Source organism: Tolumonas lignilytica, assembly GCF_000527035.1.
In the GTDB taxonomy this organism is placed as follows: Bacteria; Pseudomonadota; Gammaproteobacteria; order Enterobacterales; family Aeromonadaceae; genus Tolumonas; species Tolumonas lignilytica.
Genome location: NZ_AZUK01000001.1, coordinates 793,121 through 819,824 on the forward strand (window position 1 = coordinate 793,121; position 26,704 = coordinate 819,824).

Consider the following 26,704-nt stretch of genomic DNA (forward strand, 5'->3'; position numbering starts at 1 on the left):
CCGTCAAAGCCGGGTACGTCCAAACGAGGATTATTCTGTTTAGCCCGCATTACGAACGGGATTTAGGATAACGCTGGAAAGTGGTTTGTGCATCCAATTCAGCCAGATAGTTCAGTTTTTGTGCAATCTGTTTTTCAGCCCCGCGCTCTGATGGCAGGTAATATTCCCGGCCTTCGAGTTCCGGCGGGAAATAACACTCACCAGCAGCATAAGCGCCGGGCTCGTTGTGGGCATAGCGGTATTCTTCCCCATAACCCAGTGACGCCATGAGCTTGGTGGGCGCATTACGCAGATGAGGCGGAACCTCATAATCCGGCTGGTTTTTGGCGTCTTGCAATGCCGCCGCCCAGGCAACATAAACAGCATTGCTTTTCGGTGCACACGCCAGATAAACGACAGCCTGGGCAATTGCGCGTTCACCTTCGGCCGGCCCTACCCGCTCAAAGCAATCCCAAGCTGCCAGTGCAACCCGCATGGCATTAGGGTCAGCATTACCAATATCCTCTGACGCGATGGCTAAAAGACGCCGGGCAACATAAAGTGGATCGCCCCCGGCAGCGACAATGCGTGCATACCAGTAAAGCCCGGCCTGCGGATCTGAACCACGGATCGATTTGTGAAATGCCGAGATCAGATCGTAATAAACATCCCCTTGATTATCGAAGCGTGCGACTTTCTCGCCGGAGACAGCCGCTAGTAGCTGGCGATCAATCCGTTTTACTCCATGACGGAGCTCCGCCATATCATTCAAGAGTTCAAGATAGTTTAATGCTTTTCTGGCATCGCCATCGACCAGTTGCACCAAAGCATTCAAGACACCATCATCAAATTGCAGCGGCTCACCGGCCAACCCTCTCGGGTCAGTTAACGCCTGTTGAACCACTTGGTGAATGTCGTCTTCGGTCAGGCGTTTCAGCAAATAAACTCGGGCTCTGGATAACAGTGCATTATTCAATTCAAAGGAAGGGTTTTCTGTCGTGGCGCCGACAAAAATAATCGTGCCATCTTCGATATGCGGCAAAAAGGCATCTTGCTGACTTTTATTAAAGCGATGCACTTCATCGACAAACAGCAAGGTTCGTCGGCTGCGATAACTGTTGTCTTTCGCCCGTTCAATCGCAGCCCGGATCTCTTTCACCCCAGACGTGACCGCCGAGATCCGCTCTACGTCTGCCTGACAGTAACGCGCCATTAACTCGGCTAATGTCGTTTTACCTGTTCCCGGCGGCCCCCACAGGATCATCGAATGACAATGGCCCGCCTCGATTGCGCGTCGCAGTGGTTTTCCTTCAGCCAGCAAATGACTCTGACCGATATACTGATCCAAGCGCTCTGGCCGCATCCGCGCAGCCAGAGGGCGAAAATCAGGCGCAAAATCCAGCGACAAATTGCTCATCAGCGTTGGTCGTCAACCGTCACACCTTCCGGTGTCTTGAAATTAAAGGTATCTGCTTTAATTGTCGGATTCTGATTAAATGACGACAGCGTAAATTCGCTACGCTGCCCTTGAGCTTCGTTGACTTCCATCCGGGTAATATGATTTTGATTATCAAACACCATGCGCAGTGACTCAATGCGCTGATCTTTTTGTTTGCTGGTAATCGTAAACGCTAAACCATCTTGATCGATTTGATAGTTTTTCCAGATTTTGTCATCCGTACTTGAAATCAGCAGAAAGGGTGTATTCACGACCGCTTTGCTCAAACTCATAACCGTTACTTGTTCAACAAACGGATCATACAGCCACACCGCTTTACCGTCTGACACAATTAGATTGTCATCCGGTTTTTTGGCTTCCCAGCGAAAACGATCGGGCCGTTGCACTGTCATGTCACCACTGCCTTTTTGCAATGGTTTACCCTGTGCATCAACGACCTCCTGTTCAAAATGGGCACTGAACTGGCGAAGACTCGCCAGTTTCTTTTTTAATGCCGCACTGTCATCGGCCAATGCCTGAAAACTCAGCGACCAAATGCAAGCCGCAATACCAACCGTACACAACTTAGTCATAGTTTTCATATCAATCTCTCATAGAAGACGGTGCCAGCACTTCACGTTGTCCGTTACTGCCGGGAGCACTGACAATGCCTTGTGATTCCATCTGCTCAATCAGACGCGCTGCACGGTTGTAACCTATTTTAAAACGACGTTGGACACTCGACGTAGAACCACGGCGTGACTCAACAACAAACTCCACGGCTTCATCAAACAGCGGATCTAAATCTTCATCCCGGCTGGTTTGTTCGCCCGGCAATGCATTTTCCGCCGTAATTTCACCATTCAGGATTTCATCAATGTAATTAGGTTCGCCACGCAGTTTCCAATCATCAACCACACGATGCACCTCATTGTCGCTGACAAAAGCACCATGAACTCGCGTTGGAGTACTATCGCCAGCAGGCATATACAACATATCCCCCATGCCCAACAAAGCCTCAGCACCCTGCTGATCCAGAATGGTTCGTGAATCAATCTTAGAAGAGACTTGGAATGAAATACGAGTCGGAATGTTTGCCTTAATCAGACCAGTGATCACATCCACCGAAGGACGCTGGGTCGCAAGGATCAGGTGTATACCAGCCGCACGCGCTTTCTGCGCAATACGGGCAATCAACTCTTCTACTTTCTTACCCACCATCATCATCATGTCGGCGAATTCATCGACAATCACGACAATATGCGGCAAACGTTCCAGATCTGGTGCTTCTTCATCAAAAGAGTCGCCCGGACGCCAGAATGGATCTTTAATTGGGTTGCCAGAGTCAATGGCCCCACCAATCTTGGCGTTATAACCTTTCAGGTTACGCACCCCCATCACCGACATCAGCTTATAACGCCGTTCCATCTCACCCACACACCAGCGCAGCGCATTGGCTGCATCTTTCATATCGGTGACAACTTCAGTCAGCAAATGAGGAATGCCTTCATATACAGAAAGCTCCAGCATTTTAGGGTCAATCATGATGAAACGAACATCTTCCGGTGTTGCTTTATACAACATGGAGATGATCATGGCATTCACGCCCACCGATTTACCTGAACCGGTGGTTCCCGCCACCAGCAGGTGTGGCATTTTGGCCAGATCAACCACCGACGGCTCGCCAGCAATATCCTGCCCCAATACGAGCGTTAACGGGCTGCTGGCATTGTGAAAAGCTGGGCTATCAATGACCTCGCGCAGATGTACGGTCTGACGATAGCGATTTGGTAACTCCAGGCCAACATAAGGTTTCCCAGGGATCACTTCCACTACACGCACACTCACCGCCGACAGTGAACGGGCCAGATCGCGGGATAACCCGGTGATTTTGCTGGCTTTCATACCCGGTGCCAAATCAAGCTCAAATCGCGTGATCACAGGGCCTGGATACACGCCAACCACGCGTGCCTGCACATTGTAATCAGCCAGTTTCGACTCAACCAGACGAGCAATGCGATCCAATTCGTCCTTACTCATGGTCTGTACTTTAGCCGGTGGATTATCCAAGAGCGTGAAAGCAGGTAAATCACCGATGGCTGCTTTTTTGCGCGCCTTTTCAATCAGTGCTTGTTCAGCTTGCTGTAAGGGAGTTAACGCAGCCGGAGTCGCAACGGGTTTGACCGCTGCTGGCGCGGGAGAAACAGACGACGCAGGAGATACTGAGACCGTCGACATTGCCGGTTTAGCATCCTGCTCATTGCTCCATGGTAAGACGGGCTCCCAATCATCTTCGTCTTCTGCGGCTGACCAACCAGAGGTAAAGGTCGGCTCACTGCGTGTTGTCGTCGCACTCTTAGCTGAATTCAGGTTGAATTCGGGTTCACGACGCTCACTGACGGAAACAACCTGTGTTACCTCATTGTCATCATCCGTCAGATCTTCATCGACGATAGCTGATTTGCGGCTGAAAGAAAAACGAGGTGCACTCCGACGCGGAGTTAAATCGTCATCAACACCAACCGTTGCCGGAATAAAGTCATCGTCATCATCATCGACAAACTGATCGTCATCTTCTGCATGTGATTCATCGACGCGTTGGTAGCCCGCTTTTCCCGCAAACCAACCGACGATGCGGCTTGGTAAGGTATAGACAAAATGCAACGAGCCCGTGACCGCCTCACCAATCTTTTCGGCCAACATAAGCCATGACCAACCGGTGAATAACGTAATACTGGCCGCAATCAGACACAACAGAACCAGCGTTGTCCCTAATTGACCAAAAATAGGCAGAATTGCAGTGTAAAGCATGTCACCGATTAACCCGCCCGATGAAAAATTATGAATATCCGTGAAATTCATACTGCCCATGGCGGACATGGATAAAAACAGTGCGATAAAACCGATGATCCGCAAACCCAATGCGAAGTAATCGACTTCGAGCAAGCGATATGGTTTCCAGAAAATCGCCCAGCCTAGCGCGACCAGCAATACGGGAATGGCATAGGCAAACACGCCAAATACAAAAAACATCAAATCAGCCAGCCATGCCCCTGCATTGCCGCCAGCATTATGCACCTTTACGCCCCAGGCAGTCTGCGACCACCCCGGATCAGAGGGATGATAGGTAAATAGTGAAAGCAGCATAAATAACGCGGCAACAGTTAAAATTATTAGCCCCGTCTCAAAAATCCGCCGTAAACCTGACATCGGCGTAAACTTTCCAGCAGCCAAACCTATACTCCTTATTGGAAAGTAATAATTGTGCGTCTGAGATAATTGAAGATAACGATACCCAGACTTGAGATCTGCGGCATATTATAAGCTGTCGTGAAGGAATAGGTACAATTCTGTTGCGTGGAATAACAGACAAAGCCCGTGCACAAACACGGGCAGAATGCTTAACGGGTATTAATAACCAGGCGGCTGGTCTGTTTTACCTCTTCCATCACCACATATGTGCGAGTATCACTCACACCGGGTAACCGCAGCAAAGTCTCGCCTAACAAGCGACGATATGCAGACATGTCCGGAACGCGCGTCTTTAACAAATAGTCGAAATCACCAGAAACTAGATGGCATTCCTGTATTTCTTCTAATGACAGAACGGCTTTATTAAATTCCTCAAATACGTCTGGAGCTCCTTTCTGCAAGGTAATTTCAACAAATACCAGCAAAGATGCTTCCAGATAATGGGGGTTAAGAATAGCTGTATAACCCTCAATAAAGCCTTGTCTTTCAAGACGTCTTACACGTTCTAAACAAGGAGTTGGACTTAAGCCAACACGTTTGGACAGCTCGACATTAGAGATACGGCCATCTTTTTGCAGTTCATTCAGGATGTTTCTATCTATACGATCCAAATCCCTGAGTCTGATCTGTTCTTCCAGCATTTCCTTCCACCTTAGATATGAAACACAGTGATAATCACTATTTGTTTTATAATGAACAAACTAAACTTTTATAAGATCATAACAATACTATGTCAATATTCCTTTATTTCCAACATTACAAGCAAACAGAATAATCATCTGAATTAACAAGGAGATACCAGCATGATCATCGGAGTGCCAAAGGAAATAAAAATCCATGAATATCGCATAGGTATGACACCATCCAGTGTACGCGAATTGACCGCAAGAGGCCACACTGTACTGGTAGAAACTAATGCGGGTAAAGCAATTGGTTTTACAGATGAGCATTATTTAGCGGCTGGCGCTGATATTACTAGCACTGCGGCTGATATTTTTGCCACTGCAGAAATGATTATCAAGGTAAAAGAACCACAGCCGAACGAACGTAACTTATTACGTCCGGGGCAGATTTTATTCACTTATTTGCATCTGGCACCCGATCTGCGCCAAACGCAGGATCTGCTGAAAAGTGGGGCCATCTGTATAGCTTATGAAACCGTAACGGATGATAAGGGCGGATTACCTTTACTAGCCCCTATGTCAGAGGTTGCAGGCCGCATGGCCGTGCACGCGGGTGCGTCCATACTGGAGCGCTCTCACGGCGGCGCCGGCATCTTATTAGGCGGTGTGCCCGGCGTTGCACCCGCTAAAGTCACGATCTTGGGCGCGGGCGTCGTGGGTTCGAATGCGGCGCGTATGGCCATCGGGATGCGTGCAGATGTTACGGTTTTAGATCGCAACACCGATACGTTGCGACGATTGGATAGCGAATTCAAAGGTGCAGCAAAACTGATTCATTCCACTACGGAATCCATAGAACGCGCCGTTCTTGAGGCTGATTTGGTGATCGGCGGCGTATTGCTACCGGGCGCCACTGCGCCGAAACTGATCACCGCCAGCATGGTCAAAAAAATGAAAGATGGTTCGGCCATTGTTGATGTTGCTATCGATCAGGGCGGATGCGCAGAAACCTCTCGTCCAACGACGCACAGCGATCCGACCTATATTGTCGATGGTGTCGTACATTATTGCGTGGCCAATATGCCGGGAGCGGTGGCCAGAACCTCTACCCAGGCATTAAACAACGCAACCTTGCCATTTATTATCAAACTGGCTAAGCAGGGTTATGTGGAGGCTTTTCGGAATGACCGTTTTTTACGTCATGGCTTAAACATATTTAAAGGTCAGCTCACCTGTGCTGAGGTGGGACAAGCCCATTCGTTGGCAACATGCTCCCCCGAACAGGCGCTAGGTCTGGATGAAGAAAAAACATCGTGAACCTTAACAACCGGCATGAGCAGATAAACTGTATTTTATTTGCTCATTTTCCGGCTCACTTATAAAGATTTGCTATTTAATAGATAAAACCGATTGGTTTAATCGGTTTCTCCTGCTTTACCCCACCAATTTCATTTTCTATTATTCGGCTACAAGTTATTTAAGGATGCCATCATGAGCCAAGTAAAACACAGTAAGCTGCTAATTCTCGGATCGGGCCCGGCAGGATATACCGCAGCCGTCTATGCGGCACGCGCGAATTTAAATCCTGTCTTGATCACGGGCATGCAGCAGGGTGGTCAGCTCACCACGACGACCGAAATTGAAAACTGGCCGGGTGATGCAGAAGGATTGACTGGCCCGGCATTGATGGATCGCATGAAGGCCCATGCTGAGCATTTTGATACTCAAATTATTTTCGATCATATTAACGCGGTAGAACTGCAACAGAAGCCGTTCCGTCTGATTGGGGACAGTGGCGAATACACTTGCGATGCTTTAATTATTGCCACTGGCGCATCGGCCCGTTATCTGGGGCTGGAATCCGAAGAGGCATTCAAAGGCCGTGGCGTCTCAGCCTGTGCAACCTGTGATGGCTTCTTTTATCGTGGTCAGAAGGTTGCTGTCGTAGGCGGCGGTAATACAGCCGTTGAAGAAGCGCTGTATCTGGCAAACATTGCCTCTGAAGTACACCTGATCCACCGCCGTGATACTTTCCGTTCCGAAAAAATACTGATCAAACGTCTGTATGACAAGGTGGAACAGGGCATCATTAAATTACATCTGAACCGCACGCTGGAAGAGGTGCTGGGTGATGAAATGGGTGTAACCGGTGTGCGTCTGCGCAGTACAAAAGATGAATCAACCGAAGACGTTGAAGTCATGGGCGCATTTATTGCCATTGGTCACAGCCCGAACACCGCCATTTTTGAAGGTCAGCTGGAGATGCAAAACGGCTACCTGAAAGTAAAAGGTGGTAGCGACGGTTTTGCCACACAAACCAGTATTGAGGGTGTGTTTGCCGCCGGGGATGTCGCCGATTATGTCTATCGTCAAGCCATCACCTCCGCCGGTACCGGTTGTATGGCCGCACTGGATGCCGAACGCTTCCTTGATGGTCAGGCAAAATAAGTCATCTGTTATCGATTTAAATGCCGCTTTATGCGGCATTTTTTATCCCTGCGACATGGTGCCATGACAAAACCAGATAGGCTGGTTATTATCAAATAAATGCGTCTTTTCGAATGAATGCTGTAAATGACGATTTATCTGACACAACTGGATTCGACATTGTACTTTCCCTCACCGGAAGAGGCATTACTCGAACCAAACGGACTCCTTGCCATTGGCGGCGATCTTTCCTCTGCCCGACTGTTGGCGGCTTACTATAACGGTATTTTTCCCTGGTACAGTGCCTATCAGCCCATTCTCTGGTGGTCTCCTGATCCGCGGGGCGTATTGCCTGTGGCGCAATTGCATATCAGCCGGTCATTACGCAAAACACTGGCGAAAACCTCGCTGCGATTTACGGTCAATCAGGCCTTTATGGATGTGGTAAAAGCCTGCGCTGAACCCCGGCGTTACTCTGATGAAACCTGGATCACCCAGGAATTCATGCAGTCCTATGCCATTTTGCACGAGATGGGCCAAGCCCACTCCATTGAAGTATGGGATGACGAACAGTTGGTTGGCGGGTTATACGGCATCACGGTTGGAAAATTATTTTGTGGCGAATCCATGTTCCATCGCCAGCCGGATGCCTCGAAACTGGCGATGGTGGCATTGTGCCGACATCTGGCACGCTATAACGCCCCCTTGATCGATTGTCAGATGCAAAACAGCTATCTTGAGACGATGGGCGTTCAGGAGTTGCCCCGCGACATCTTCTTGCAACAACTGGCTGAACTGCGGGAGCAATCCTTTCCGGCTGAATGCTGGCAACCACAGGTGCTGATATTATGAACTCGACACCGTTAAGGGTTGGCATAACCCCCTCACATACATGCAGCTACCTGCCAGACCAGTATGAACAGCTGATTGTCTTGATGGATGAAAATTACCGGACGGCGACCGGTTATGAACTCTTGTTGCAAGCCGGCTTTCGTCGTAGTGGCAACGATGTTTATCGGCCGCACTGCACACAGTGTTCAGCCTGTCAGTCGTTGCGCATCAACGCTGCCGAATTTGAACCCAGCCGGAAGCAACGGCGGGTGTTGCATAAAAACAGTGATATCAGCTGGCAACTGAATGATACCGATAAACCGGTCTACTACGCGTTATACGAGCGTTATATCAACCAGCGTCATGCTGATGGCAGCATGTATCCACCCAGTTATAGCCAATACAAACAGTTTCTGCTCTCTGACTGGCTCAAGCCGGTATTCATCGAATTTTATCATGGTGAAAAACTGATCGCTGTGGCGGTCACCGATGTGACACCACATAGCCTGAGCGCCATGTACACCTTTTATGATCCTGAATATGAAGCCCGCTCACTGGGTACTTACGCCATTTTGACTCAACTGCAGCTCACATTACGAATGGGGCGTACCTATCTCTACCTCGGCTATCAGGTCGATGGTTGCCGGAAGATGAATTACAAATCTGGCTATCTGCCTCATGAACGGTTGGAAAATAAAGTCTGGAAAAAATACGGCATTACGACTGACTGAACTTTACACAACCAGCGAAATCCGGCATGATCCAGCAGATTTTTTTGGTGGTAATTACGAGGATTCAATGTCTAAAGAAGACAGTATCGAGATGCAAGGGACGATTCTGGAGACCCTGCCTAATACAATGTTCCGTGTTGAACTTGAAAATGGTCACGTGGTAACGGCTCATATCTCCGGTAAAATGCGCAAAAACTACATCCGTATTCTGACTGGTGATAAGGTGACAGTGCAGCTGACCCCCTATGACCTGTCTAAAGGTCGCATCGTATTCCGTTCTCGTTAAGATCCAGATAGAAAAAAGCCCCAGTAGTATCCGGGGCTTTTTTCTTTTGGTCTTAACCGCCGTTATGGCTGTAAGACACTCTCTTTGTTGGGCGCAAAATCAAATTTCAGTTTGTCGTCGAGCAGATAAACCTTCACACTGCCCCCTGCCACCAGTTCGCCAAACAACAGCTCATTGGCCAGCGGTTTTTTCATCTGTTCTTGGATCAGACGCCCCATAGGACGAGCGCCCATGGCCTTGTCATAGCCTTTTTCTGCCAGCCAATGCCGAGCCGCAGAGGTGACTTCCAATGACACGCCTTTAGCATCCAGTTGTGCCTGCAGTTCAACAATGAATTTATCCACCACCTGATGGATCACATCCATATCCAGATGGTTGAACCAAATAATATTGTCTAACCGGTTACGGAATTCCGGTGTAAAGGTGCGGTTGATTTCCGACAACGCATCATGGCTATGATCCTGTTGCTGGAAGCCGATGGATTTCCGTTGTGTTTCCTGAACACCACAGTTGGTGGTCATCACCAGCACGACATTTCGGAAATCGGCCTTACGACCATTGTTATCGGTCAATGTACCGTTATCCATGACCTGTAACAGCAGGTTAAAGACATCAGGATGCGCTTTTTCAATCTCATCGAGCAAGACAACGCAGTGCGGTTGTTTGATGACGGCATCAGTCAGTAAACCACCCTGTTCATAGCCGACATAGCCCGGAGGTGCGCCGATCAGACGTGATACGGTATGGCGCTCCATATATTCCGACATATCGAAACGTAATAACTCAATGCCCATTGCTTTCGCAAGCTGCAACGTGACTTCGGTTTTACCGACACCGGTTGGCCCGGCAAACAGGAACGAACCGACCGGACGGCGTTCATTACCCAGACCGGAACGACTGAGACGAATGGCATCGGTCAGGACTTCAATCGCTTTATCCTGGCCAAACACCACCATTTTCAGATTCCGTTCCAGATTACGCAGAATATCCCGGTCACTGGAAGAAACCGATTTTTCCGGGATCCGGGCAATTTTTGCGACAACGGCTTCAATATCCGGCACATTGATCACTTTTTTACGTTTGCTTGGCGGCAGCAGACGCTGGCTGGCACCAACTTCATCAATCACATCAATGGCTTTATCCGGCAAATGGCGATCATTGATATATTTGGCCGCCAGTTCAGCCGCCGCGCGTAACGCCTTATTGGTGTAACGCACATGGTGATGTTCTTCATAGCGAGGCTTCAACCCAATCAGGATTTTGGTGGTGTCATCCACTGAAGGTTCCACCACATCAATCTTCTGGAAGCGACGTGCCAGCGCATGATCTTTTTCAAAGACCTGTGAATATTCCTGATAGGTGGTTGATCCCATGCAGCGTAACTGGCCGGAAGACAAAATAGGCTTGATCAGATTGGCTGCATCCAGTTGTCCGCCAGAGGCGGCTCCGGCACCGATGATGGTATGAATCTCATCAATAAACAGGATCGCCCCTTTTTCACGTTCCAGTTGTTTTAATACCACCTTAAAGCGTTTCTCAAAATCACCACGATATTTGGTACCGGCCAGCAATGAACCCATATCCAGTGAATAAACGGTGTTGTCAGCAATGACTTCGGGGACATCGCCATGCACGATACGATAGGCCAGCCCTTCCGCAATGGCAGTCTTACCGACTCCGGCTTCGCCGACCAGCAAAGGGTTATTTTTACGGCGACGGCATAGGATCTGAATCGTACGATTAACTTCCGCGTCACGGCCAATCAGCGGATCAATATTCCCCTCAACCACTTTCTGATTCAGGTTGGTGACAAAGTTTTCCATCTGGTTGGCGGCGGCTTCTTCACTCATGCCCTCGCCGTCACCGGAATCCTGGCTGGAATGTGAATCATCCTGATGTGGTACATCCTTCCGGACGCCATGAGAGATGTAGTTGACGACATCCAACCGGTTAATATCCGCTTTTTTCAGGAAATAGACGGCCTGTGACTCTTGTTCGCTGAAAATGGCTACCAGCACATTGGCGCCAAACACTTCATTATGACCGGAAGATTGCACATGAAAGACGGCCCGTTGCAATACCCGCTGGAAACCCAGTGTCGGTTGAGTATCCCGTTCAGGTTCTTCAAGCGGGATCATCGGGGTGGTCTGTTCCAGAAATACGGTGAGTTCTCTGCGCAGTTGGTCAACATCCGCACCACATGCCACTAATGCATCATGCGCCGAATGGTTATCAATTAATGCCAGCAACAGATGTTCAACGGTCATGAACTCATGACGTGCATCTCTCGCTGCCTTGAATGCCTGGTTAATAGACTTTTCCAGTTCTTTGTTTAGCATGGGCACCTCCCAAACCAACTGACAACAACGCTATGCAAGAGGCACCTGATTATCAGGCTTGTTCCATAGTACACAGCAACGGATGTTCATGCTTACGCGCGTAACGGTTAACTTGATCAACTTTTGTTTCTGCTATATCAGCAGTATAGACGCCACACACCCCTTTGCCCTCATAGTGCACAGCCAACATGACCTGTGTCGCTTTTTCCAGATCCATACGAAAAAAACGCTGTAACACTTCAACGACAAAATCCATCGGGGTGTAATCATCATTCAGTAAAATCACCTTATACATCGACGGCGGCTGAATTTCGGTTTTACTCTCACTCACCGTTTCCGTGGTCGGTGAGACACGCGTTTTACTCATTTACGACTACCTTTTTCTTTCATTACTACTGAGATAAGAATAGTTGTCAATATACTATTTGAAATAGCTCTTGCTTTAGAGATCTGCTACTTGACTGAATTGCTTTTTGCACTAGATTGATGATTTGGTGACCAACTGACAGCTCTTATTTGAGGTCAGTGGTGCATCATCTCAACGGCGTTTAAAGTAATTTCATCTCTGAGGACGTAGATGTATGGCTACTGGAACCGTAAAGTGGTTTAACAATGCGAAAGGATTTGGATTCATCTGCCCCGATGGTGGTGGCGATGATATTTTTGCTCATTACTCCACTATCGACATGAACGGGTACAAGACGCTGAAAGCGGGGCAACCTGTTGAGTTTGAAGTACAAGCAGGGCCTAAAGGGTCACATGCCACCAGCATTGTCCCTACCTCATCCCAGGAATCATAATAAAGAGAACGGGATGTACTCTAAATGAAGAAGCGGGAACCCAGTTCCCGCTTCTGTTTTTCTGCGCGAAGATAACCACCGCCTAAAGCGGCAGTTATCCTGTCATTACATCTGGCTGATCATGTCATCAGCAAATTCAGAGCATTTACGCAGTGTCGCGCCGTCCATCAGACGTTCGAAGTCATAGGTCACTGTCTTGTTACGGATAGCGCCTTCCATGCCTTTAACGATCAGATCAGCCGCTTCAAACCAGCCCAGATGACGCAGCATCATTTCCGCAGACAGGATCAGTGAACCTGGGTTAACTTTGTCCTGACCGGCATATTTCGGCGCAGTACCGTGAGTCGCTTCAAACAGTGCCACACCGTCACCGATGTTCGCGCCTGGCGCGATACCGATACCACCCACCTGTGCAGCCAGTGCATCAGAGATGTAGTCACCGTTCAGGTTCATGGTGGCGATAACATCGTATTCAGCCGGACGCAGCAGGATCTGTTGCAGGAACGCATCAGCAATCACGTCTTTAACGATGATGTTTTTGCCGGTTTTCGGGTTTTTGAACTGGCACCAAGGGCCGCCATCGATCAGTTCAGCACCGAACTCTTCACGAGCCAGCTGGTAACCCCAGTCTTTGAACGCGCCTTCGGTGAACTTCATGATGTTGCCTTTGTGCACCAGTGTCAGCGAGTCACGATCGTTGTCGATCACATATTCCAGCGCCGCGCGAACCAGACGTTTGGTGCCCGCTTCTGACATTGGTTTGATACCAATACCGCAGTTGTCAGGGAAACGGATCTTCTTCACGCCCATTTCGGTGCGCAGGAATTCGATGACTTTTTTCGCTTCGGCAGAATCGGCTTTCCATTCGATACCGGCGTAGATGTCTTCCGCGTTTTCACGGAAAATAACCATGTTGGTCAGTTCAGGCTGTTTAACCGGGCTAGGTGTGCCTTCATAGTAACGAACCGGACGCAGACAAACATACAGATCCAGCTCCTGACGCAGAGCTACGTTCAGAGAACGGATACCACCACCAACCGGGGTAGTCAGTGGGCCTTTGATACCCACGTGGTATTCACGCATGGCATCCAGTGTTTCGGCTGGTAACCAAACATCATCGCCGTACACTTTGGTTGATTTCTCACCGGTGTAGATTTCCATCCAAGAGATTTTCTTTTCGCCTTTGTAGGCTTTCTCTACGGCAGCATCCACCACTTTCAGCATGGCAGGAGTCACGTCCACACCGATACCGTCACCCTCGATGAAAGGAATAATTGGGTTATTCGGTACAACCAGCTTACCTGCTGCATCTACAGAAATTTTTTCGCCTGTAGCAGGTACTACGATTTTACTTTCCATCTGTGTCTCCTGACTTCCGGTTATTGTCTTGCTCAACCAACCACCCTCACACAAGAGAGTCTCTTGCTCGGTTGTGCACACTTTGCAAATTATTATTGTGACCGTCATCTTAGCCCATCGGCCAATTTCTGCAAACGTCACACCCGCTTACAAGACCAATTTCATGAAAACAAGTCGCATTTCACCTGTTTACCCTCCCCCGACAGACGAAAGATGACGGAGGGATGACTCTTCATGTAATCTATGATCGTTTGCAAAGGGGCTCCCATGACTTTTCGTCCAAATGTAACGGTTGCAGCCGTTATCCGTTATCAAGATCGTTTCTTATTGGTGGAAGAGCTGGATCGCCACCGTCACGTGTTCAATCAACCGGCAGGTCATTTGGAAGCCGGAGAATCGATCTATCAGGCAGTCTGTCGTGAAATCAAAGAGGAAACCGGACTGACTTTGACGCCAGATGGCTGGCTGGGCACGTATATGTATTCCAGCCCCTATCGCAAACTGACTTATCTGCGTTTCTGTTTTTATTGTGAATTGCAGGAAGCGCCGGGCGAACATCATCCGCAGGACCCGGATAACGACATTCTGGCTTGTCACTGGAAAACCATCGATCAGATCCGTGCTCTGGGTCGCCAGTTACGCAGCCCGCTGGTGATGGAATGCTTTAATGATTATCTGTCTGGCGTCAGGCTGCCGCTGTCGGCATTGAAAGATCGCCGTTGAGATTGTAGGCGTCAGTGTGCTTTTTTGCTAAAATGCGCGTCGATTTTCCATCTTTACTGATATCCCGATGACAAACAACAGCCAAATCAAAGTCATCGTCGGCATGTCCGGCGGTGTAGACTCTTCTGTTTCAGCATATTTGCTTCAGCAACAAGGCTATCAAGTCGAAGGCCTGTTCATGAAAAACTGGGAAGAGGATGATTCAGACGAGTATTGCTCTGCAGCAACCGATCTGGCCGATGCCCAGGCTGTTTGTGACAAGCTCGGGATCAAACTGCATACCGTCAATTTTGCTGCCGAATACTGGGACAACGTGTTTGAGCTGTTTCTGGCGGAATACAAAGCCGGACGCACCCCTAACCCCGATATTCTGTGCAACAAAGAGATCAAATTTAAAGCGTTTCTGGAATTCGCCGCCGAAGACTTAGGTGCCACTTATATTGCGACCGGCCATTATGTGCGCCGCGATGACAGCACCGGCCAATCCCGTCTGTTACGCGGCTTGGATAACAACAAAGATCAGAGCTATTTCTTATATACGCTGAGTTCAGAGCAGGTATCACAAAGCCTGTTCCCGGTCGGTGCTCTGGAAAAGCCGCAAGTGCGTGCCATTGCGGAACAGTTGGGTCTGGCTACCGCCAAGAAAAAAGACAGTACCGGTATCTGCTTTATCGGTGAACGCAAGTTCCGTGAATTTCTGGCGCGTTATCTGCCCGCACAACCCGGTGTCATCGAAACCGTCGATGGCAAGGTGATTGGCGAACATCAAGGGCTGATGTACCACACCTTAGGTCAGCGCAAAGGTTTAGGTATTGGTGGTCTCAAAGACGGTGATGAAAACCCGTGGTATGTGGTGGATAAAGACGTTGAACGTAATGTGCTGGTGGTGGCCCAAGGCCATGATCATCCGCGTCTTTATTCTGATGGCCTGATTGCCAAACAACTGCACTGGGTGGATCGCAACATTCGCCGTGAACCGTTTGATTGCGTGGTGAAAACCCGTTATCGCCAGCAAGATATTCCCTGTCATGTGGAACCGATTGATGATGACACCATCAAAGTGACGTTTGCGACACCACAGGCTGCGGTGACCCCCGGCCAGTCAGCGGTGTTTTATCTGGGTGAAGAGTGCCTGGGCGGTGGTATCATTGAACAACGATTCTCCGGGAGTGTGTAATCATGCAACATAAACAGGCAATGCAAACAATGGCACTGGCCGCTGTCTGTCAGGCCGCCTGGTTAGTGCAGCAAGTTGCCCGTAACGGAAGCTGTGACGAAGATTCTCTGCGCTGTTTGTTGCAAGGCGTGCTGATCACAGACCCGGACCATGCCGCGTCGGTGTATCCCGAACCCCGGTTATTACGCGATGGCTATAAATCGCTGGTGGAACAGCTAGGTAATAACCGCAATCCCAAAAATATTGAACTGACCCGCTATGTCATCGGCATGGTGGCACTAGAGCGTAAACTGAGCAGCAAACGCCGGGTGCTATCAGTACTTGGTGAGCGTGTCGGTCAGGTTAAGCGTCAGGCATTTCATTTTGATCTGCTGTCCGATACCGTCATGAGCAATCTGGCTGGGATCTACAGCGATACCATCAGTAACCTGGGTCCGCGCATTCAGGTTTCCGGTGCCCCGCTTTATCTGCAACAGCCACAGGTGCAACATAAAATCCGTGCGTTGTTGCTGGCCGGGATCAGAGCCTGTGTGCTCTGGCGACAACTGGGAGGTCGTCGCCGTCAGATCCTGTTCTTCCGCAAAAAAGTCATTGCCGCTGCCGAAGCTGCATTGCGCCAACTTTAATTTTTCAAAGACCGAAAGTGTCGAGGAGTGATGTGATGGAACTGTCAGCCCTGACTGCTGTTTCCCCGATTGATGGTCGTTATGGTGATAAATGTACCGACCTGCGGCCGATTTTTTCTGAATACGGCCTGTTACGTTTCCGCGTGGAAGTGGAAGTACGCTGGTTACAACAGTTAGCAGCCCACCCTGGCATCCCGGAAGTTCCGGCGTTCTCAGCTGAAGCAAATGCATTGCTGGACAGTATCGTCAGCAACTTCAATGAAGAAGATGCAGGCCGCATCAAGACCATCGAAAAAACCACCAACCACGATGTGAAAGCGGTGGAATATTTCCTGAAGGAAAAAGTCACTGCCAATGCCGAACTGCACGCTGTTTCCGAGTTCATCCATTTTGCCTGCACGTCAGAAGACATCAATAACAACTCGCACGGCCTGATGCTGAAAGCAGCCCGTGAAGAGGTTATTGCCCCTTACTGCCAAAAACTGATCGATGCCATCAAAGGTCTGGCCAAGCAATACCGTGACGTGCCAATGCTATCACGCACCCACGGCCAGCCAGCCTCTCCGACTACGCTGGGTAAGGAAATGGCGAACGTAGCTTACCGTCTGGAACGCCAGTACAAACAGATCATGGCGGTGGAATTCCTCGGTAAGATCAACGGTGCTGTTGGTAACTATAACGCCCACATCAGTGCATATCCGGAAGTGGATTGGCATGCGTTTGCAGAGCAGTTTGTCACCGGATTGGGTCTGACCTGGAACCCATACACCACACAGATCGAACCACACGATTACATCGCGGAACTGTTTGATGCCATTGCCCGCTTCAACACCATTCTGCTCGACTTCGATCGGGACATCTGGGGTTACATCTGTCTGGGTCACTTCAAACAACGCACCATCGCGGGTGAAATCGGCTCTTCAACCATGCCGCATAAAGTCAACCCGATTGACTTTGAAAACTCTGAGGGCAACCTGGGGTTAGCCAATGCCTTGTTTGACCATCTGGCAGCCAAACTGCCGGTTTCCCGCTGGCAGCGTGACCTGACCGACTCAACCGTACTGCGTAACCTGGGTGTGGCCGTAGGTTACTCTCTGATTGCTTATCAAGCATCACTGAAAGGGATCTCCAAGCTGGAAGCGAACGAAGCCAGCATGGCGGCGGATCTCGACAGCAACTGGGAAGTACTGGCTGAGCCTATTCAGACCGTGATGCGTCGCTATGGCATCGAGAAACCTTACGAGAAGCTGAAAGAGCTGACCCGTGGTCGCCGTGTCGATGCTGCTGGTATGCGTGAGTTTATCGATACGCTGGAACTGCCGGAAGACGTCAAAACTGAGCTGAAAAAACTGACACCGGCCAACTATATCGGTCGTGCGGTACAACTGGTCGATGAACTGAAATAAGTTCTCAACCGTTAACGTGTTATCCCAGAGGCATGCATCGCATGCCTCTGTTGTTTCTGCGGAAAAGAAATCACATACGCCGCATATTGATATTCATGATTTGAATGCGATAAGCAATTTGTCTCGGTGTCATGCCCAGTAAACGGGCTGCCTTGGCCTGTACCCAGCCGCAACGCTCTAATGCCGCAATCAGGCGCTGACGTTCATCCAGTTGCGGATCGTTAAAATCAACGTCAGTGGCGATCGCCGGTTTATTCACAGCAACCGGAGTAGTGAAACCGGGTTGCGGACGATCGTTGGTATGAAACAAGATAACATCCCGGTCAATCAGGCCGGTTTCCGACATGATGGAGGCACGTTCCAGACAATTCTCCAGTTCACGCACGTTGCCCGGCCAATCATGACTCAGCAACATGCGAATTGCGCCATCGCTGATCTGGATCTGACGGCCCTGTTTTTCCGATAATTTCTGCACCAGAAACTTCGCCAGTTCAGGAATATCTTCTAGACGATCCCGCAGTGGTGGTAACTGGATCGGCATCACGTTCAGACGGTAATACAGGTCTTCACGGAAATTGCCTTTGCGAACTTCCTCTTCCAGATTGCGGTTGGTCGCGGTCACGATACGGACATCTACTTTTAGCGTATCCGTGCCACCGACACGTTCCATTTCCCCTTCCTGCAGAATACGCAGCAGCTTGGCCTGGAAAGAGGCACTGATCTCCCCGATCTCATCCAGGAACAGTGTGCCGCCATCGGCCATTTCAAAACGGCCTTTCCGTTGCTTCACCGCCCCGGTAAAAGCCCCTTTTTCATGACCGAACAGTTCACTTTCCAGCAAGGTATCGGGCAATGCGGCACAGTTCAATTTCACAAACGGCCCGTTCGCACGCGGCGAGTTATAGTGGATCGCGTTTGCAATCAACTCCTTACCGGTACCACTCTCACCGCGCACCAGCACGGTGGTATCCCATTTCGCAACCTGACGAATGGAATCAAAGATCTGGCGCATGGATTGTGTTTGGCCGACCATATTGTCAAAACCATACTGACTGCGCACTTTACGCCGCAGGCTGTCACGTTCGGTTTTGATGGCTTCATGTTCACTGTGAACCTTACCGATCAGACGAACCGTCTGACCAATCAGATTCGCCACCATTTCCATGAAACGGGTGCGCGCCGGTAATTCAGACTCGTCATTTGACTGTGGTTGCGCGGCCAGTACGCCGATAGGCTGGCTGTCAGCACCCGGAATCGGCACACAGATAAATGGCAAACCATAGTCGTACAGGTTCAGCCGATCCAGAAAGCGCGGATCGTCAGCCACTCGCGGGATCACCAGCGAATGCCCCTGATGCATCACGGTTCCCATGATGCCTTCACCCATGCGATAACGGACACTTTTGACGTCTTTGACCACTTCGGCATCAATGCCATAAACCGCCTGAATAAATAAGGCACTGCGGTTGTGGTCAAACAGAGAAACCAGCCCATATTGCATGTGGGCAATATCGCTTAATGTTTGCAGCATGCTGCGTAGCGTCTCTTCCAGATCCAGTGAACGGCTGAGCACGATACTGATCTGATGCAACGCATTAAGTTGCTGCTGCATGCTGAGACTTTTATTGGCGTTGGCGGAAAACAGGTTGGCTGGCGTACTCATTTTTTATCCTCCTTGATAATGGTGCGCAAAGGCAACCTGAGTCGGATGCAACTCCCCCCTAAATCACTCGTTTCCACTTCGATCACTCCTCTATGATCGTTAACGATATTCTGAGCAAAACTCATCTCCATCATGTCATTGCGTTTACCACCGTTTTCATCCTGCGGTTGCAGTAAACGGTGTGTCGCTGTAATGAGTGGTGCAGTGCCACTGTCATGCATTTCCAGGCAAAGTTCCTGTTCGCTCTGGTAAGCACAAATTTTCAACCGGGCAGAGGTCTGCTCCGCCACTGACTGACAGGCGCGTTCGAACAACAAACACAAACCGGTCAGCAGGCGGGTACGCTGCATGAACAGGGTTGGCAAACCAGCTGCGATATCGATCTGCATCAGCACATCAAGATGTTCCAATCGCAATACCTGCATGTCGTGCAGATCGGCGAATAAGCCGAACAAATCGAAATCAGAGGGGGGTTCTGTTTTCGAGGTCGGACGATAAAGCGCCAGACGTTTCATCGCTTCGTGGCCCGCATCCAGCGCGGTATTGATCGCCATCGCAGCCCGACTGTCATTGTCCGACTCCAGCCGTAATGCCGCCTGTAGCATATTCAGCGGAGCCTGACTCTGGATCATGGCCACATCCAGAGTTTCGCGGATGGCGGACAACAGCGTCTGCTCTTCCACCTGCATGCGTAATTGCTCCAGACGGGATTGTTCCATCTGCTGCCGCCGCTCGGTTTGATCAGTGATCAGCAGCAAAGTACAAGGGCGCTTACCTTCACCGAAATAGAGTCCAGCCTCTTCGTTGAGTTCAGACAACGGCTGAACCGTGATGCTGAACCAGCGCTGACGACCACGGATGGTCAAGGGCCATAACTGATCCCGTTCCGGATTTTGTTGTCCGGGGATAAATCCCAGTACCATGAAAGGTTCCGAGCCACGCAGATCGGTACGCAGGGTTTTGTAGGTCAGGTTGTCGAGTACGACCTGATTGTGTTCGTTCAGCACGGCGATCGCGGTGGGGGCCGCATCCAGCACCGCTTCTATCATGGCCTTCTGATTATGAACACGCTGTTCCAGCGCAAACTGTTCGCTGATATCACGGTGCATGCCAAGAAAATGCGTGATGATGTTGTCATTGTTCAATACCGGCGTCACCGTGACTTCAGCCAGATAGAGCGAACCATCTTTCCGTTTATTGATTAAGCGGCCAGTCCAGGGCTGATGTTGTGTCAGGTGATGCCACATAGTCTGATAACGAGATTTGGGTGTCTGCTGACTGGCCAGAATGTTGTGATTCCGATATTGCAGTTCACCACGCTTGTAGCCCGTCAGACGACAGAATGCCGTATTACAATAAAGAATATTGGCTTTCGGATCGGTAATAGAGATACCAATGGAGGATTGTTCCACTACACCATAAAACAGTTCCATCGGCAGCAGTGACACCATTTGCTGCAAACTGGCACTGTTGATGCACACCGCTCCGGTAGTTTCAGGGGTGTAGTTTTGCAGGATCGTCATACCCTCTCCTTCATGCGCAGAACCCACTGCTGTGAGCAATCAGACAAATTGTCGATCTTGGTGAATCTGTACGGTTGTTACCGCCAGTTATCTGAGATAAAAGCAAGAGTCATTCCGCAACACACGTTTCCCTGTTATCTGCTGCAGTGCTTGTCGCAACCAGCACAAAACCATACAAAAATTAGGTCTATTACAACAAAAATAGCGTGCTCTTGTCTGGTTTCCTGCAATCAGACATCCCCTGAAACAACAACCATTGCATTGTTATGGTGCATTTGTTCACTGTGATGCAGCACACACTTTTTGGCATAGGTTTCGCATTTTGTCTCACATCTGGGTTTGAAAGAGGCAAATGGAATGCGTGAACTACTGCTGATCATTCTGGCCAACGGGCTGGTAAATAATGTCGTGCTCTCCCGGTTTCTCGGGTTGTGCTCATTCATGGGGGTAACTAATAAGATCGAATCGGCGATCGGCATGGCAATGGCGACAACCTTCGTTATTTCCGTGTCCAGCTGTGTCAGTTGGATATTGAACTATACCGTGCTGGAACCACTGGGGTTGGGTTACCTACGCTTGATTTCCTTCATCATGGTTATTGCCTCTCTGGTGCAGTTAACTGAACTGTTTGTAGCAAAATACAGCCCGGAACTGTATCGCACACTGGGTATTTTTCTTCCGCTCATCACCACCAACTGTGCCGTGTTAGGGGTAGCGCTACTGGTGATTGAAGAGAACCTGAATTTCATTCAAAGCCTGTTCTTTGCCTTCAGCTCTGCTCTCGGCTATTCACTGGTAATGGTGCTGTTTTCCGGTCTGCGCGAACGTCTGGAACGCTCGCAACTTCCAGCCCTGTTTAAGGGCGTTCCACTTAACTTTATTACTGCAGGCATTCTGGCGTTGTCGTTCGCCGGTTTTGCCGGGCTTGCCGGTTAAGGAGATAAGAGTATGACAACCTTACTGACTTTATTGGCTATCCCGCTGTTTGCTGCCGCCATTGGCTATGCACTCGGCTTTGCCGCCATTCATTTCAAGGTAGAAGGCGATCCCCTTGCCGAAGCGGTTGCCGAGCTGCTACCTCATGGTCACTGCGGACAGTGTGGTTATCCCGGCTGTGCACAGGCAGCTAAAGCCATGGCCCGCGGAGAGGCTGCACCGGATATCTGCCCACCCGGTGGTGCCGTGCTGGCACAAAAAATAGCTGCGGTATTGGGAGTAAGCCTGAATGCCGCCGATCAGCAGGGACCGATGGTGGCAGCAATTGATATGAGTAGCTGCGATGGTTGTGGTCGTTGCATCAAACAATGCACCTATGACGCGATTGTTGGCGCAACCCGGCAGCTACATGGCGTGATTGCCGATGCCTGTACTGGTTGCGGTGCCTGCGTCAAGGTCTGCCCACATGGCGGTATCAACCTTTATCCCGATCCGGCCTTAACCATGCGGGTAACCAAACCCGGGAGCAGCCCTGCAGGAGAATTGAACCATGCTTAAAGCCAAAATAAAACCTCATGGTGGTGTACACCCTGATGGGCATAAACATCTGACCAGTCAGAGTGCAATTAAACCAATCAAATTACCGCGTCGGCTGATTGTCTCACTGAAACAGCATACCGGTGCGGCAGCGATCCCAGTGGTTGAAATCGGTACCCGGGTTATCGGCAACCAATTGCTCGCCAGAAGCAATGGTCGCGCTTCGTCACCAATCCACGCCCCGCTTGCTGGTGAAGTGACCGAAATTAACCTAGAAAAGCAGACCATCACTATCAAGGTTGACCAAACCAGTCAACAGAGCAGCAAATCGCTGATGCGCTACGAAGAGTTGCCGGAGCGGGATGCGCTGTTGTCACTAATCGAACAGGCCGGGATCGTCGGCATGGGCGGGGCGATGTTCCCGGCAGCAGATAAAATCCGTATGAGCCTGCGTTACCCCATTGAAACGCTGATCATTAATGGCAGTGAGTGTGAACCCTATCTGACCGTTGATGATCGCCTGATGCAGGAACAGGGTGAACAGCTGATTGGTGGGATCCGTTATCTGAAACAGATCACCAAGGCGAAACAGGTTTATATCGGTATCGAAGACAATAAGCCGGATGCACTGGCGGTACTCGATGCGCTGTGCGAACTGGAACCTAACATGGACGTGGTAGCGCTGCCAGCACTCTACCCGATGGGTTCCGCCAAGCAGATGATTGAAGCCGTTACCGGGATGCAGATCCCGCAGGGTAAACGCTCTACCGAAATGGGCGTACTGGTACAGAACGTCGGTACTTGTATCGCTATCTTCAACGCCATCCGCTTTGAAAAACCGCTGACTCACCGTGTAGTGACCGTCAGTGGCGGGGCTATTGAACAACCAGCCAATCTGATGGTGCCTATTGGCACACCTATTTCTGAGCTGATCGAACAGTGCGGGGGATTGAAAGAGGATGCGGCCCGTATCGTGCTGGGTGGCCCGATGATGGGTCGTGCCGTCAGCGATATTCATGAGCCAATCACCAAAGGAACCAGCGGCTTACTGCTGCTGACCAAGGACGAACTGCCCAATCCGCACGCCAGTGCCTGTGTACGCTGCGGCCGCTGTATGGATGTCTGTCCGATGAGTCTGCCGCCTTTAGACATGGTGGTGGAACTGAAAATCGACAATCTGGAGAGTGCGCAAAAGATGGGGCTGGATGAATGTCTGCTGTGCGGCTCCTGCTCTTACGTCTGCCCGGCCGCCATTCCGCTTACCAAGTATTTTGACTGGGGACAGCAGGAGTTGAATCGCCAGTGGCGTATGGAACAAAAAACCAAGCTGACCTGTACCAACAGCGCAGCGCACCGTGAACGCATGGAACGCGAAGCCGCCGAACGCGAAGCCGCAAAAGCCGCCAAACAGCAATCCCGCAGACCATCCCGTCGCACCGCAACTCAGGAGGATGCATCATGACATTAATGGCCCCGCACGCACACGAGGGTCTGACGATCCAACGTGTTATGTTCAAGGTAAATCTGGCACTCGCGCCTGCTGCTATTCTGGGCATATTGCAGTTTGGCATGCCATCCTTGTTTCTGATGTTAAGCTGCATCTTGAGTTGCTGGATTTGTGAAGCTATTGCTTTCAGATTAAATCCCCAGGCCGGCGGCGAGCTGATCGATGGAGCTTGTCTGCTAACTGCACTGATCCTTGCGATGAGTCTGCCACCGCATGCCCCGCTCTGGCTCGGCGCACTGGGCGGGATGATTGCTATTCTGTTCGGCAAGCACGTCTATGGTGGTCTTGGGCAAAACCCGTTTAATCCGGCAATGCTGGCGCGCGTGGTGCTCTTGATTGCGTTTCCGGTCGAGATGACGCATTGGATTGAACCAAGCGCCTTTTACGACGGTCATTTTTATAAAATGGGGATCGATGGCGTTTCCGGTGCTACCACACTCGGCTATTTCAAAGAGAGCCATCACCAGAGTTTTAACTGGATGCAGCATCTGCTGGGTACCAGCAAGGGCAGCATGGGTGAAACTTCTGCCATCCTGCTGCTGTTAGGTGGTTTGTGGCTGTTGCAGCAAAAAGTCTTTACCTGGCATGCACCACTGGCAACACTGGCTGGCTGTCTGATCCCCGGATCGCTGCATTGGCTGATTGCCCCGGCTTCAATTGCCGCACCACTGGCACAACTAACCAGCGGTGGCCTACTGCTCGGTGCATTTTTCATTGTCACCGATCCGGTCACTACACCAAGCAGCAGCAAAGGTAAGTTGGTGTATGGCCTGCTAACCGGTTTTCTAATCTACATCATCCGCAGTTTCGGTAATTTCCCCGAAGGCGTGGCCTTTGCCGTGTTACTGACTAACGCAGCAACTCCGCTTATCGATAACTTTACTCGTCCGAAAGCCTACGGCTATCAAATGAAGAAGGAGGGCCAGTCATGAGTTCTCAGGCAATTCCATTACGTGATCAACCCTATATGCAGGCGCTGCGCTTAGGCGTGTTTACCCTGCTGGTTTGTCTGCTGGTCTCCAGCATCGCATCGATGACCAAAGAGCCCATCAAGAAGCGTCAGCTGGAAGATACCCAAAATATGCTCTCTCAGGTATTTCCGGCCAATTTGTATGACAACCACATCAGCAAGGAAGAGTACACCCTGACATTGGATGGTAAGCCGGTGCATTTTTTCCTTGGCCGCAAGAACGGTGTACCCAGTGGGGTTGTACTGTTTGCCGATGCAACCGGCTATTCCGGCGCCATTAACATGCTGCTCGGTATCGATGCCAACGGTGTGCTCACCGGTGTGCGCGTCACCAACCATAAAGAAACACCGGGTCTTGGCGATCTGATTGAACCGAGCAAGAGCAAATGGATTTTCAGTTTTGACGGCAAATCCCTCGACAACACCTCGCAGAAAAACTGGCATGTGAAGAAAGACGGTGGTGAATTCGATTCTTTCACCGGTGCCACCATTACGCCGCGTGGTGTAGTGAAAGGGGTTTATGAAGGACTGACATTGTTTGCCCGCCACAAGGCTGAAATTTTGGGCGTAAAGCAGGGAGCTAAATCATGAGTAATATAGAACCTCGTTATTCTGACATCTTTGCCGATGGTGTCTGGCGCAACAACGTCACCTTTGTCCAGATCCTCGGGCTATGCCCGCTGATGGCCATCACCACCACGGCAACGAATGGCTTGGGCATTGGCGTTTTAACCATGATGGTAATGACCGGTGCCAATCTAATAGTGTCGCTGTTGCGCAAGATGACACCGAATCAGATCCGTATTCCGATCTTCATTGTGATCATCGCTTTTCTGGTGACACTGCTCGATCTGACCATGAATGCCTGGATGCACGATTTACACAAGGTACTGGGGTTATTCATTCCACTGATCGTCGCTAACTGTGCCCCTCTCGGGCGAACCGAAGCGTTTGCCATGAAGAACAAACCTCTTGCGGCCGCACTGGATGGTTTCGCCACCGGAATAGGTTTTACCATCGGGGTAACCAGTGTTGGTGCTGTTCGTGAAATCATCGGTAGCGGCACCCTGTTCTCCGGTGCATCACTGCTGCTCGGCCCCCATTTCAAGTTTATGGAAATGCATGTACTGCCGGGCTACCACGGTTTCCTGCTGATGCTGTTACCTCCAGGAGGCTTTGTGGTGATGGGTATTCTGCTCGCCGCCATTCGCCTGCGCAAACGTCTGTTCAGCAAGCAAGAGAGCCCGGCGATAGCCGGAAAAACAGCCACCGCCGGAGGATGCCATTAATGAAAATCAGTGTCGCACATGCTCGGGGCGCCAAAGGTAACTGGTATCAGCTCGATTTACCGGAGCCAGTTACTGCAGCAGAAGCTCTGCGGGCCTCCCCCTTATTCCAACAATATCCGGATCTCGATCTAACGACCCACAAAATCGGAGTATTCGGTAAAATCTGTACGGCTGAGACGCCATTAAAAGAAGGCGACCGAGTCGAAATTTATCTGCCGATCCAACGTCAGGCATCCGCTGATGATGAAGATGATGAAGATGATGAGGACTAATCATTTACCA

At 50.2% G+C, this 26,704-nt stretch carries 26 protein-coding genes; 17 read left to right on the top strand and 9 right to left on the bottom strand.

Features of this window, described 5'->3' with window-relative positions:
• Positions 1-49 precede the first annotated feature (49 nt).
• The 4 genes from H027_RS0103690 to lrp all read right to left on the bottom strand — a co-directional run bounded on the left by H027_RS0103690 (position 50) and on the right by lrp (position 5,310).
• Positions 50-1,396 (bottom strand): replication-associated recombination protein A, encoded by a 1,347-nt coding sequence (locus H027_RS0103690; RefSeq protein WP_024871184.1) that lies wholly within the window; start codon positions 1,394-1,396, stop codon positions 50-52.
• Positions 1,396-2,019, bottom strand: a complete 624-nt coding sequence (gene lolA, locus H027_RS0103695; RefSeq protein ID WP_024871185.1) for an outer membrane lipoprotein periplasmic chaperone LolA — start codon at positions 2,017-2,019, stop codon at positions 1,396-1,398. Before lolA ends, H027_RS0103690 begins: the two co-directional genes overlap by 1 nt.
• Position 2,020: 1 nt before the next feature.
• Positions 2,021-4,651, bottom strand: a complete 2,631-nt coding sequence (locus H027_RS0103700; protein ID WP_024871186.1) for a DNA translocase FtsK — start codon at positions 4,649-4,651, stop codon at positions 2,021-2,023.
• A 167-nt stretch (positions 4,652-4,818) separates the two neighbouring features.
• Positions 4,819-5,310 (bottom strand): leucine-responsive transcriptional regulator Lrp, encoded by a 492-nt coding sequence (lrp, locus tag H027_RS0103705; RefSeq protein ID WP_015879379.1) that lies wholly within the window; start codon positions 5,308-5,310, stop codon positions 4,819-4,821.
• Between the two features lie 162 nt (positions 5,311-5,472).
• Here lrp and ald point away from each other — a divergent pair, with 162 nt between their 5' ends.
• The 5 genes from ald to infA all read left to right on the top strand — a co-directional run bounded on the left by ald (position 5,473) and on the right by infA (position 9,567).
• Complete coding sequence (ald, locus tag H027_RS0103710; RefSeq protein ID WP_024871187.1) at positions 5,473-6,609, top strand: alanine dehydrogenase; 1,137 nt, start codon at positions 5,473-5,475, stop codon at positions 6,607-6,609.
• Between the two features lie 174 nt (positions 6,610-6,783).
• The gene (gene trxB / locus H027_RS0103715) at positions 6,784-7,740 is read left to right on the top strand and encodes a thioredoxin-disulfide reductase (protein ID WP_024871188.1); all 957 of its coding nucleotides are present in this window, start codon (positions 6,784-6,786) and stop codon (positions 7,738-7,740) included.
• Between the two features lie 126 nt (positions 7,741-7,866).
• Positions 7,867-8,571, top strand: a complete 705-nt coding sequence (gene aat / locus H027_RS0103720; protein WP_024871189.1) for a leucyl/phenylalanyl-tRNA--protein transferase — start codon at positions 7,867-7,869, stop codon at positions 8,569-8,571.
• Positions 8,568-9,281, top strand: a complete 714-nt coding sequence (locus H027_RS0103725) for an arginyltransferase (protein ID WP_024871190.1) — start codon at positions 8,568-8,570, stop codon at positions 9,279-9,281. Before aat ends, H027_RS0103725 begins: the two co-directional genes overlap by 4 nt.
• A 67-nt stretch (positions 9,282-9,348) precedes the next feature.
• Positions 9,349-9,567, top strand: coding sequence for a translation initiation factor IF-1 (gene infA / locus H027_RS0103730; protein ID WP_015879384.1), 219 nt, complete (start codon positions 9,349-9,351; stop codon positions 9,565-9,567).
• 62 nt (positions 9,568-9,629) lie between these two features.
• Here the strand turns inward: infA and clpA are convergent, their stop codons facing one another.
• Together clpA and clpS are read right to left on the bottom strand one after the other, a co-directional pair.
• Positions 9,630-11,906, bottom strand: coding sequence for an ATP-dependent Clp protease ATP-binding subunit ClpA (gene clpA / locus H027_RS0103735; RefSeq protein ID WP_024871191.1), 2,277 nt, complete (start codon positions 11,904-11,906; stop codon positions 9,630-9,632).
• 52 nt (positions 11,907-11,958) lie between these two features.
• Positions 11,959-12,273 carry an ATP-dependent Clp protease adapter ClpS gene (clpS, locus tag H027_RS0103740; protein ID WP_024871192.1) on the bottom strand — a complete coding sequence of 105 codons (315 nt, stop codon included), beginning with the start codon at positions 12,271-12,273 and terminating at the stop codon, positions 11,959-11,961.
• Between the two features lie 214 nt (positions 12,274-12,487).
• Here clpS and cspD point away from each other — a divergent pair, with 214 nt between their 5' ends.
• Entirely contained in the window at positions 12,488-12,706 is a 219-nt protein-coding gene (gene cspD / locus H027_RS0103745) for a cold shock domain-containing protein CspD (RefSeq protein ID WP_024871193.1), read from the top strand.
• Between the two features lie 105 nt (positions 12,707-12,811).
• Here the strand turns inward: cspD and icd are convergent, their stop codons facing one another.
• Positions 12,812-14,065 carry an NADP-dependent isocitrate dehydrogenase gene (gene icd, locus H027_RS0103750; protein ID WP_024871194.1) on the bottom strand — a complete coding sequence of 418 codons (1,254 nt, stop codon included), beginning with the start codon at positions 14,063-14,065 and terminating at the stop codon, positions 12,812-12,814.
• Positions 14,066-14,332: 267 nt separating this feature from the next.
• On the opposite strand from icd, the gene H027_RS0103755 reads away from it, so the two are divergent.
• The 4 genes from H027_RS0103755 (at position 14,333) to purB (ending at position 17,997) form a co-directional block, all read left to right on the top strand.
• Complete coding sequence (locus H027_RS0103755) at positions 14,333-14,788, top strand: NUDIX hydrolase (RefSeq protein ID WP_024871195.1); 456 nt, start codon at positions 14,333-14,335, stop codon at positions 14,786-14,788.
• A gap of 67 nt (positions 14,789-14,855) precedes the next feature.
• Positions 14,856-15,965 (top strand): tRNA 2-thiouridine(34) synthase MnmA, encoded by a 1,110-nt coding sequence (mnmA, locus tag H027_RS0103760; RefSeq protein ID WP_024871196.1) that lies wholly within the window; start codon positions 14,856-14,858, stop codon positions 15,963-15,965.
• Between the two features lie 2 nt (positions 15,966-15,967).
• Complete coding sequence (hflD, locus tag H027_RS0103765) at positions 15,968-16,591, top strand: high frequency lysogenization protein HflD (protein ID WP_024871197.1); 624 nt, start codon at positions 15,968-15,970, stop codon at positions 16,589-16,591.
• Between the two features lie 35 nt (positions 16,592-16,626).
• Positions 16,627-17,997, top strand: coding sequence for an adenylosuccinate lyase (purB, locus tag H027_RS0103770; protein WP_024871198.1), 1,371 nt, complete (start codon positions 16,627-16,629; stop codon positions 17,995-17,997).
• Positions 17,998-18,067: 70 nt separating this feature from the next.
• Here purB and nifA read toward each other — a convergent pair whose 3' ends face one another.
• Together nifA and nifL are read right to left on the bottom strand one after the other, a co-directional pair.
• Positions 18,068-19,660 carry a nif-specific transcriptional activator NifA gene (gene nifA / locus H027_RS0103775; RefSeq protein WP_024871199.1) on the bottom strand — a complete coding sequence of 531 codons (1,593 nt, stop codon included), beginning with the start codon at positions 19,658-19,660 and terminating at the stop codon, positions 18,068-18,070.
• Positions 19,657-21,183, bottom strand: a complete 1,527-nt coding sequence (gene nifL, locus H027_RS0103780) for a nitrogen fixation negative regulator NifL (RefSeq protein ID WP_024871200.1) — start codon at positions 21,181-21,183, stop codon at positions 19,657-19,659. The genes nifA and nifL overlap by 4 nt, the downstream gene beginning before the upstream one ends.
• Before the next feature lie 357 nt (positions 21,184-21,540).
• Here nifL and rsxA point away from each other — a divergent pair, with 357 nt between their 5' ends.
• The 7 genes from rsxA to H027_RS0103815 are packed head-to-tail and all read left to right on the top strand — an operon-like array spanning position 21,541 to position 26,694.
• Positions 21,541-22,119, top strand: coding sequence for an electron transport complex subunit RsxA (rsxA, locus tag H027_RS0103785; RefSeq protein ID WP_024871201.1), 579 nt, complete (start codon positions 21,541-21,543; stop codon positions 22,117-22,119).
• A 12-nt stretch (positions 22,120-22,131) separates the two neighbouring features.
• Complete coding sequence (locus H027_RS0103790) at positions 22,132-22,677, top strand: RnfABCDGE type electron transport complex subunit B (protein ID WP_024871202.1); 546 nt, start codon at positions 22,132-22,134, stop codon at positions 22,675-22,677.
• The gene (gene rsxC, locus H027_RS0103795) at positions 22,670-24,118 is read left to right on the top strand and encodes an electron transport complex subunit RsxC (protein WP_024871203.1); all 1,449 of its coding nucleotides are present in this window, start codon (positions 22,670-22,672) and stop codon (positions 24,116-24,118) included. Before H027_RS0103790 ends, rsxC begins: the two co-directional genes overlap by 8 nt.
• Positions 24,115-25,095, top strand: a complete 981-nt coding sequence (locus H027_RS0103800; RefSeq protein ID WP_024871204.1) for an RnfABCDGE type electron transport complex subunit D — start codon at positions 24,115-24,117, stop codon at positions 25,093-25,095. Before rsxC ends, H027_RS0103800 begins: the two co-directional genes overlap by 4 nt.
• On the top strand, positions 25,092-25,724 hold the full coding sequence (gene rsxG / locus H027_RS0103805; RefSeq protein ID WP_024871205.1) for an electron transport complex subunit RsxG: 633 nt from the start codon (positions 25,092-25,094) through the stop codon (positions 25,722-25,724). The genes H027_RS0103800 and rsxG overlap by 4 nt, the downstream gene beginning before the upstream one ends.
• A complete protein-coding gene (locus H027_RS0103810; RefSeq protein WP_024871206.1) occupies positions 25,721-26,422 on the top strand; it encodes an electron transport complex subunit E in 702 nt (233 codons plus the stop codon). The genes rsxG and H027_RS0103810 overlap by 4 nt, the downstream gene beginning before the upstream one ends.
• Positions 26,422-26,694, top strand: a complete 273-nt coding sequence (locus tag H027_RS0103815; protein WP_024871207.1) for an RnfH family protein — start codon at positions 26,422-26,424, stop codon at positions 26,692-26,694. The genes H027_RS0103810 and H027_RS0103815 overlap by 1 nt, the downstream gene beginning before the upstream one ends.
• Positions 26,695-26,704: the final 10 nt, after the last annotated feature.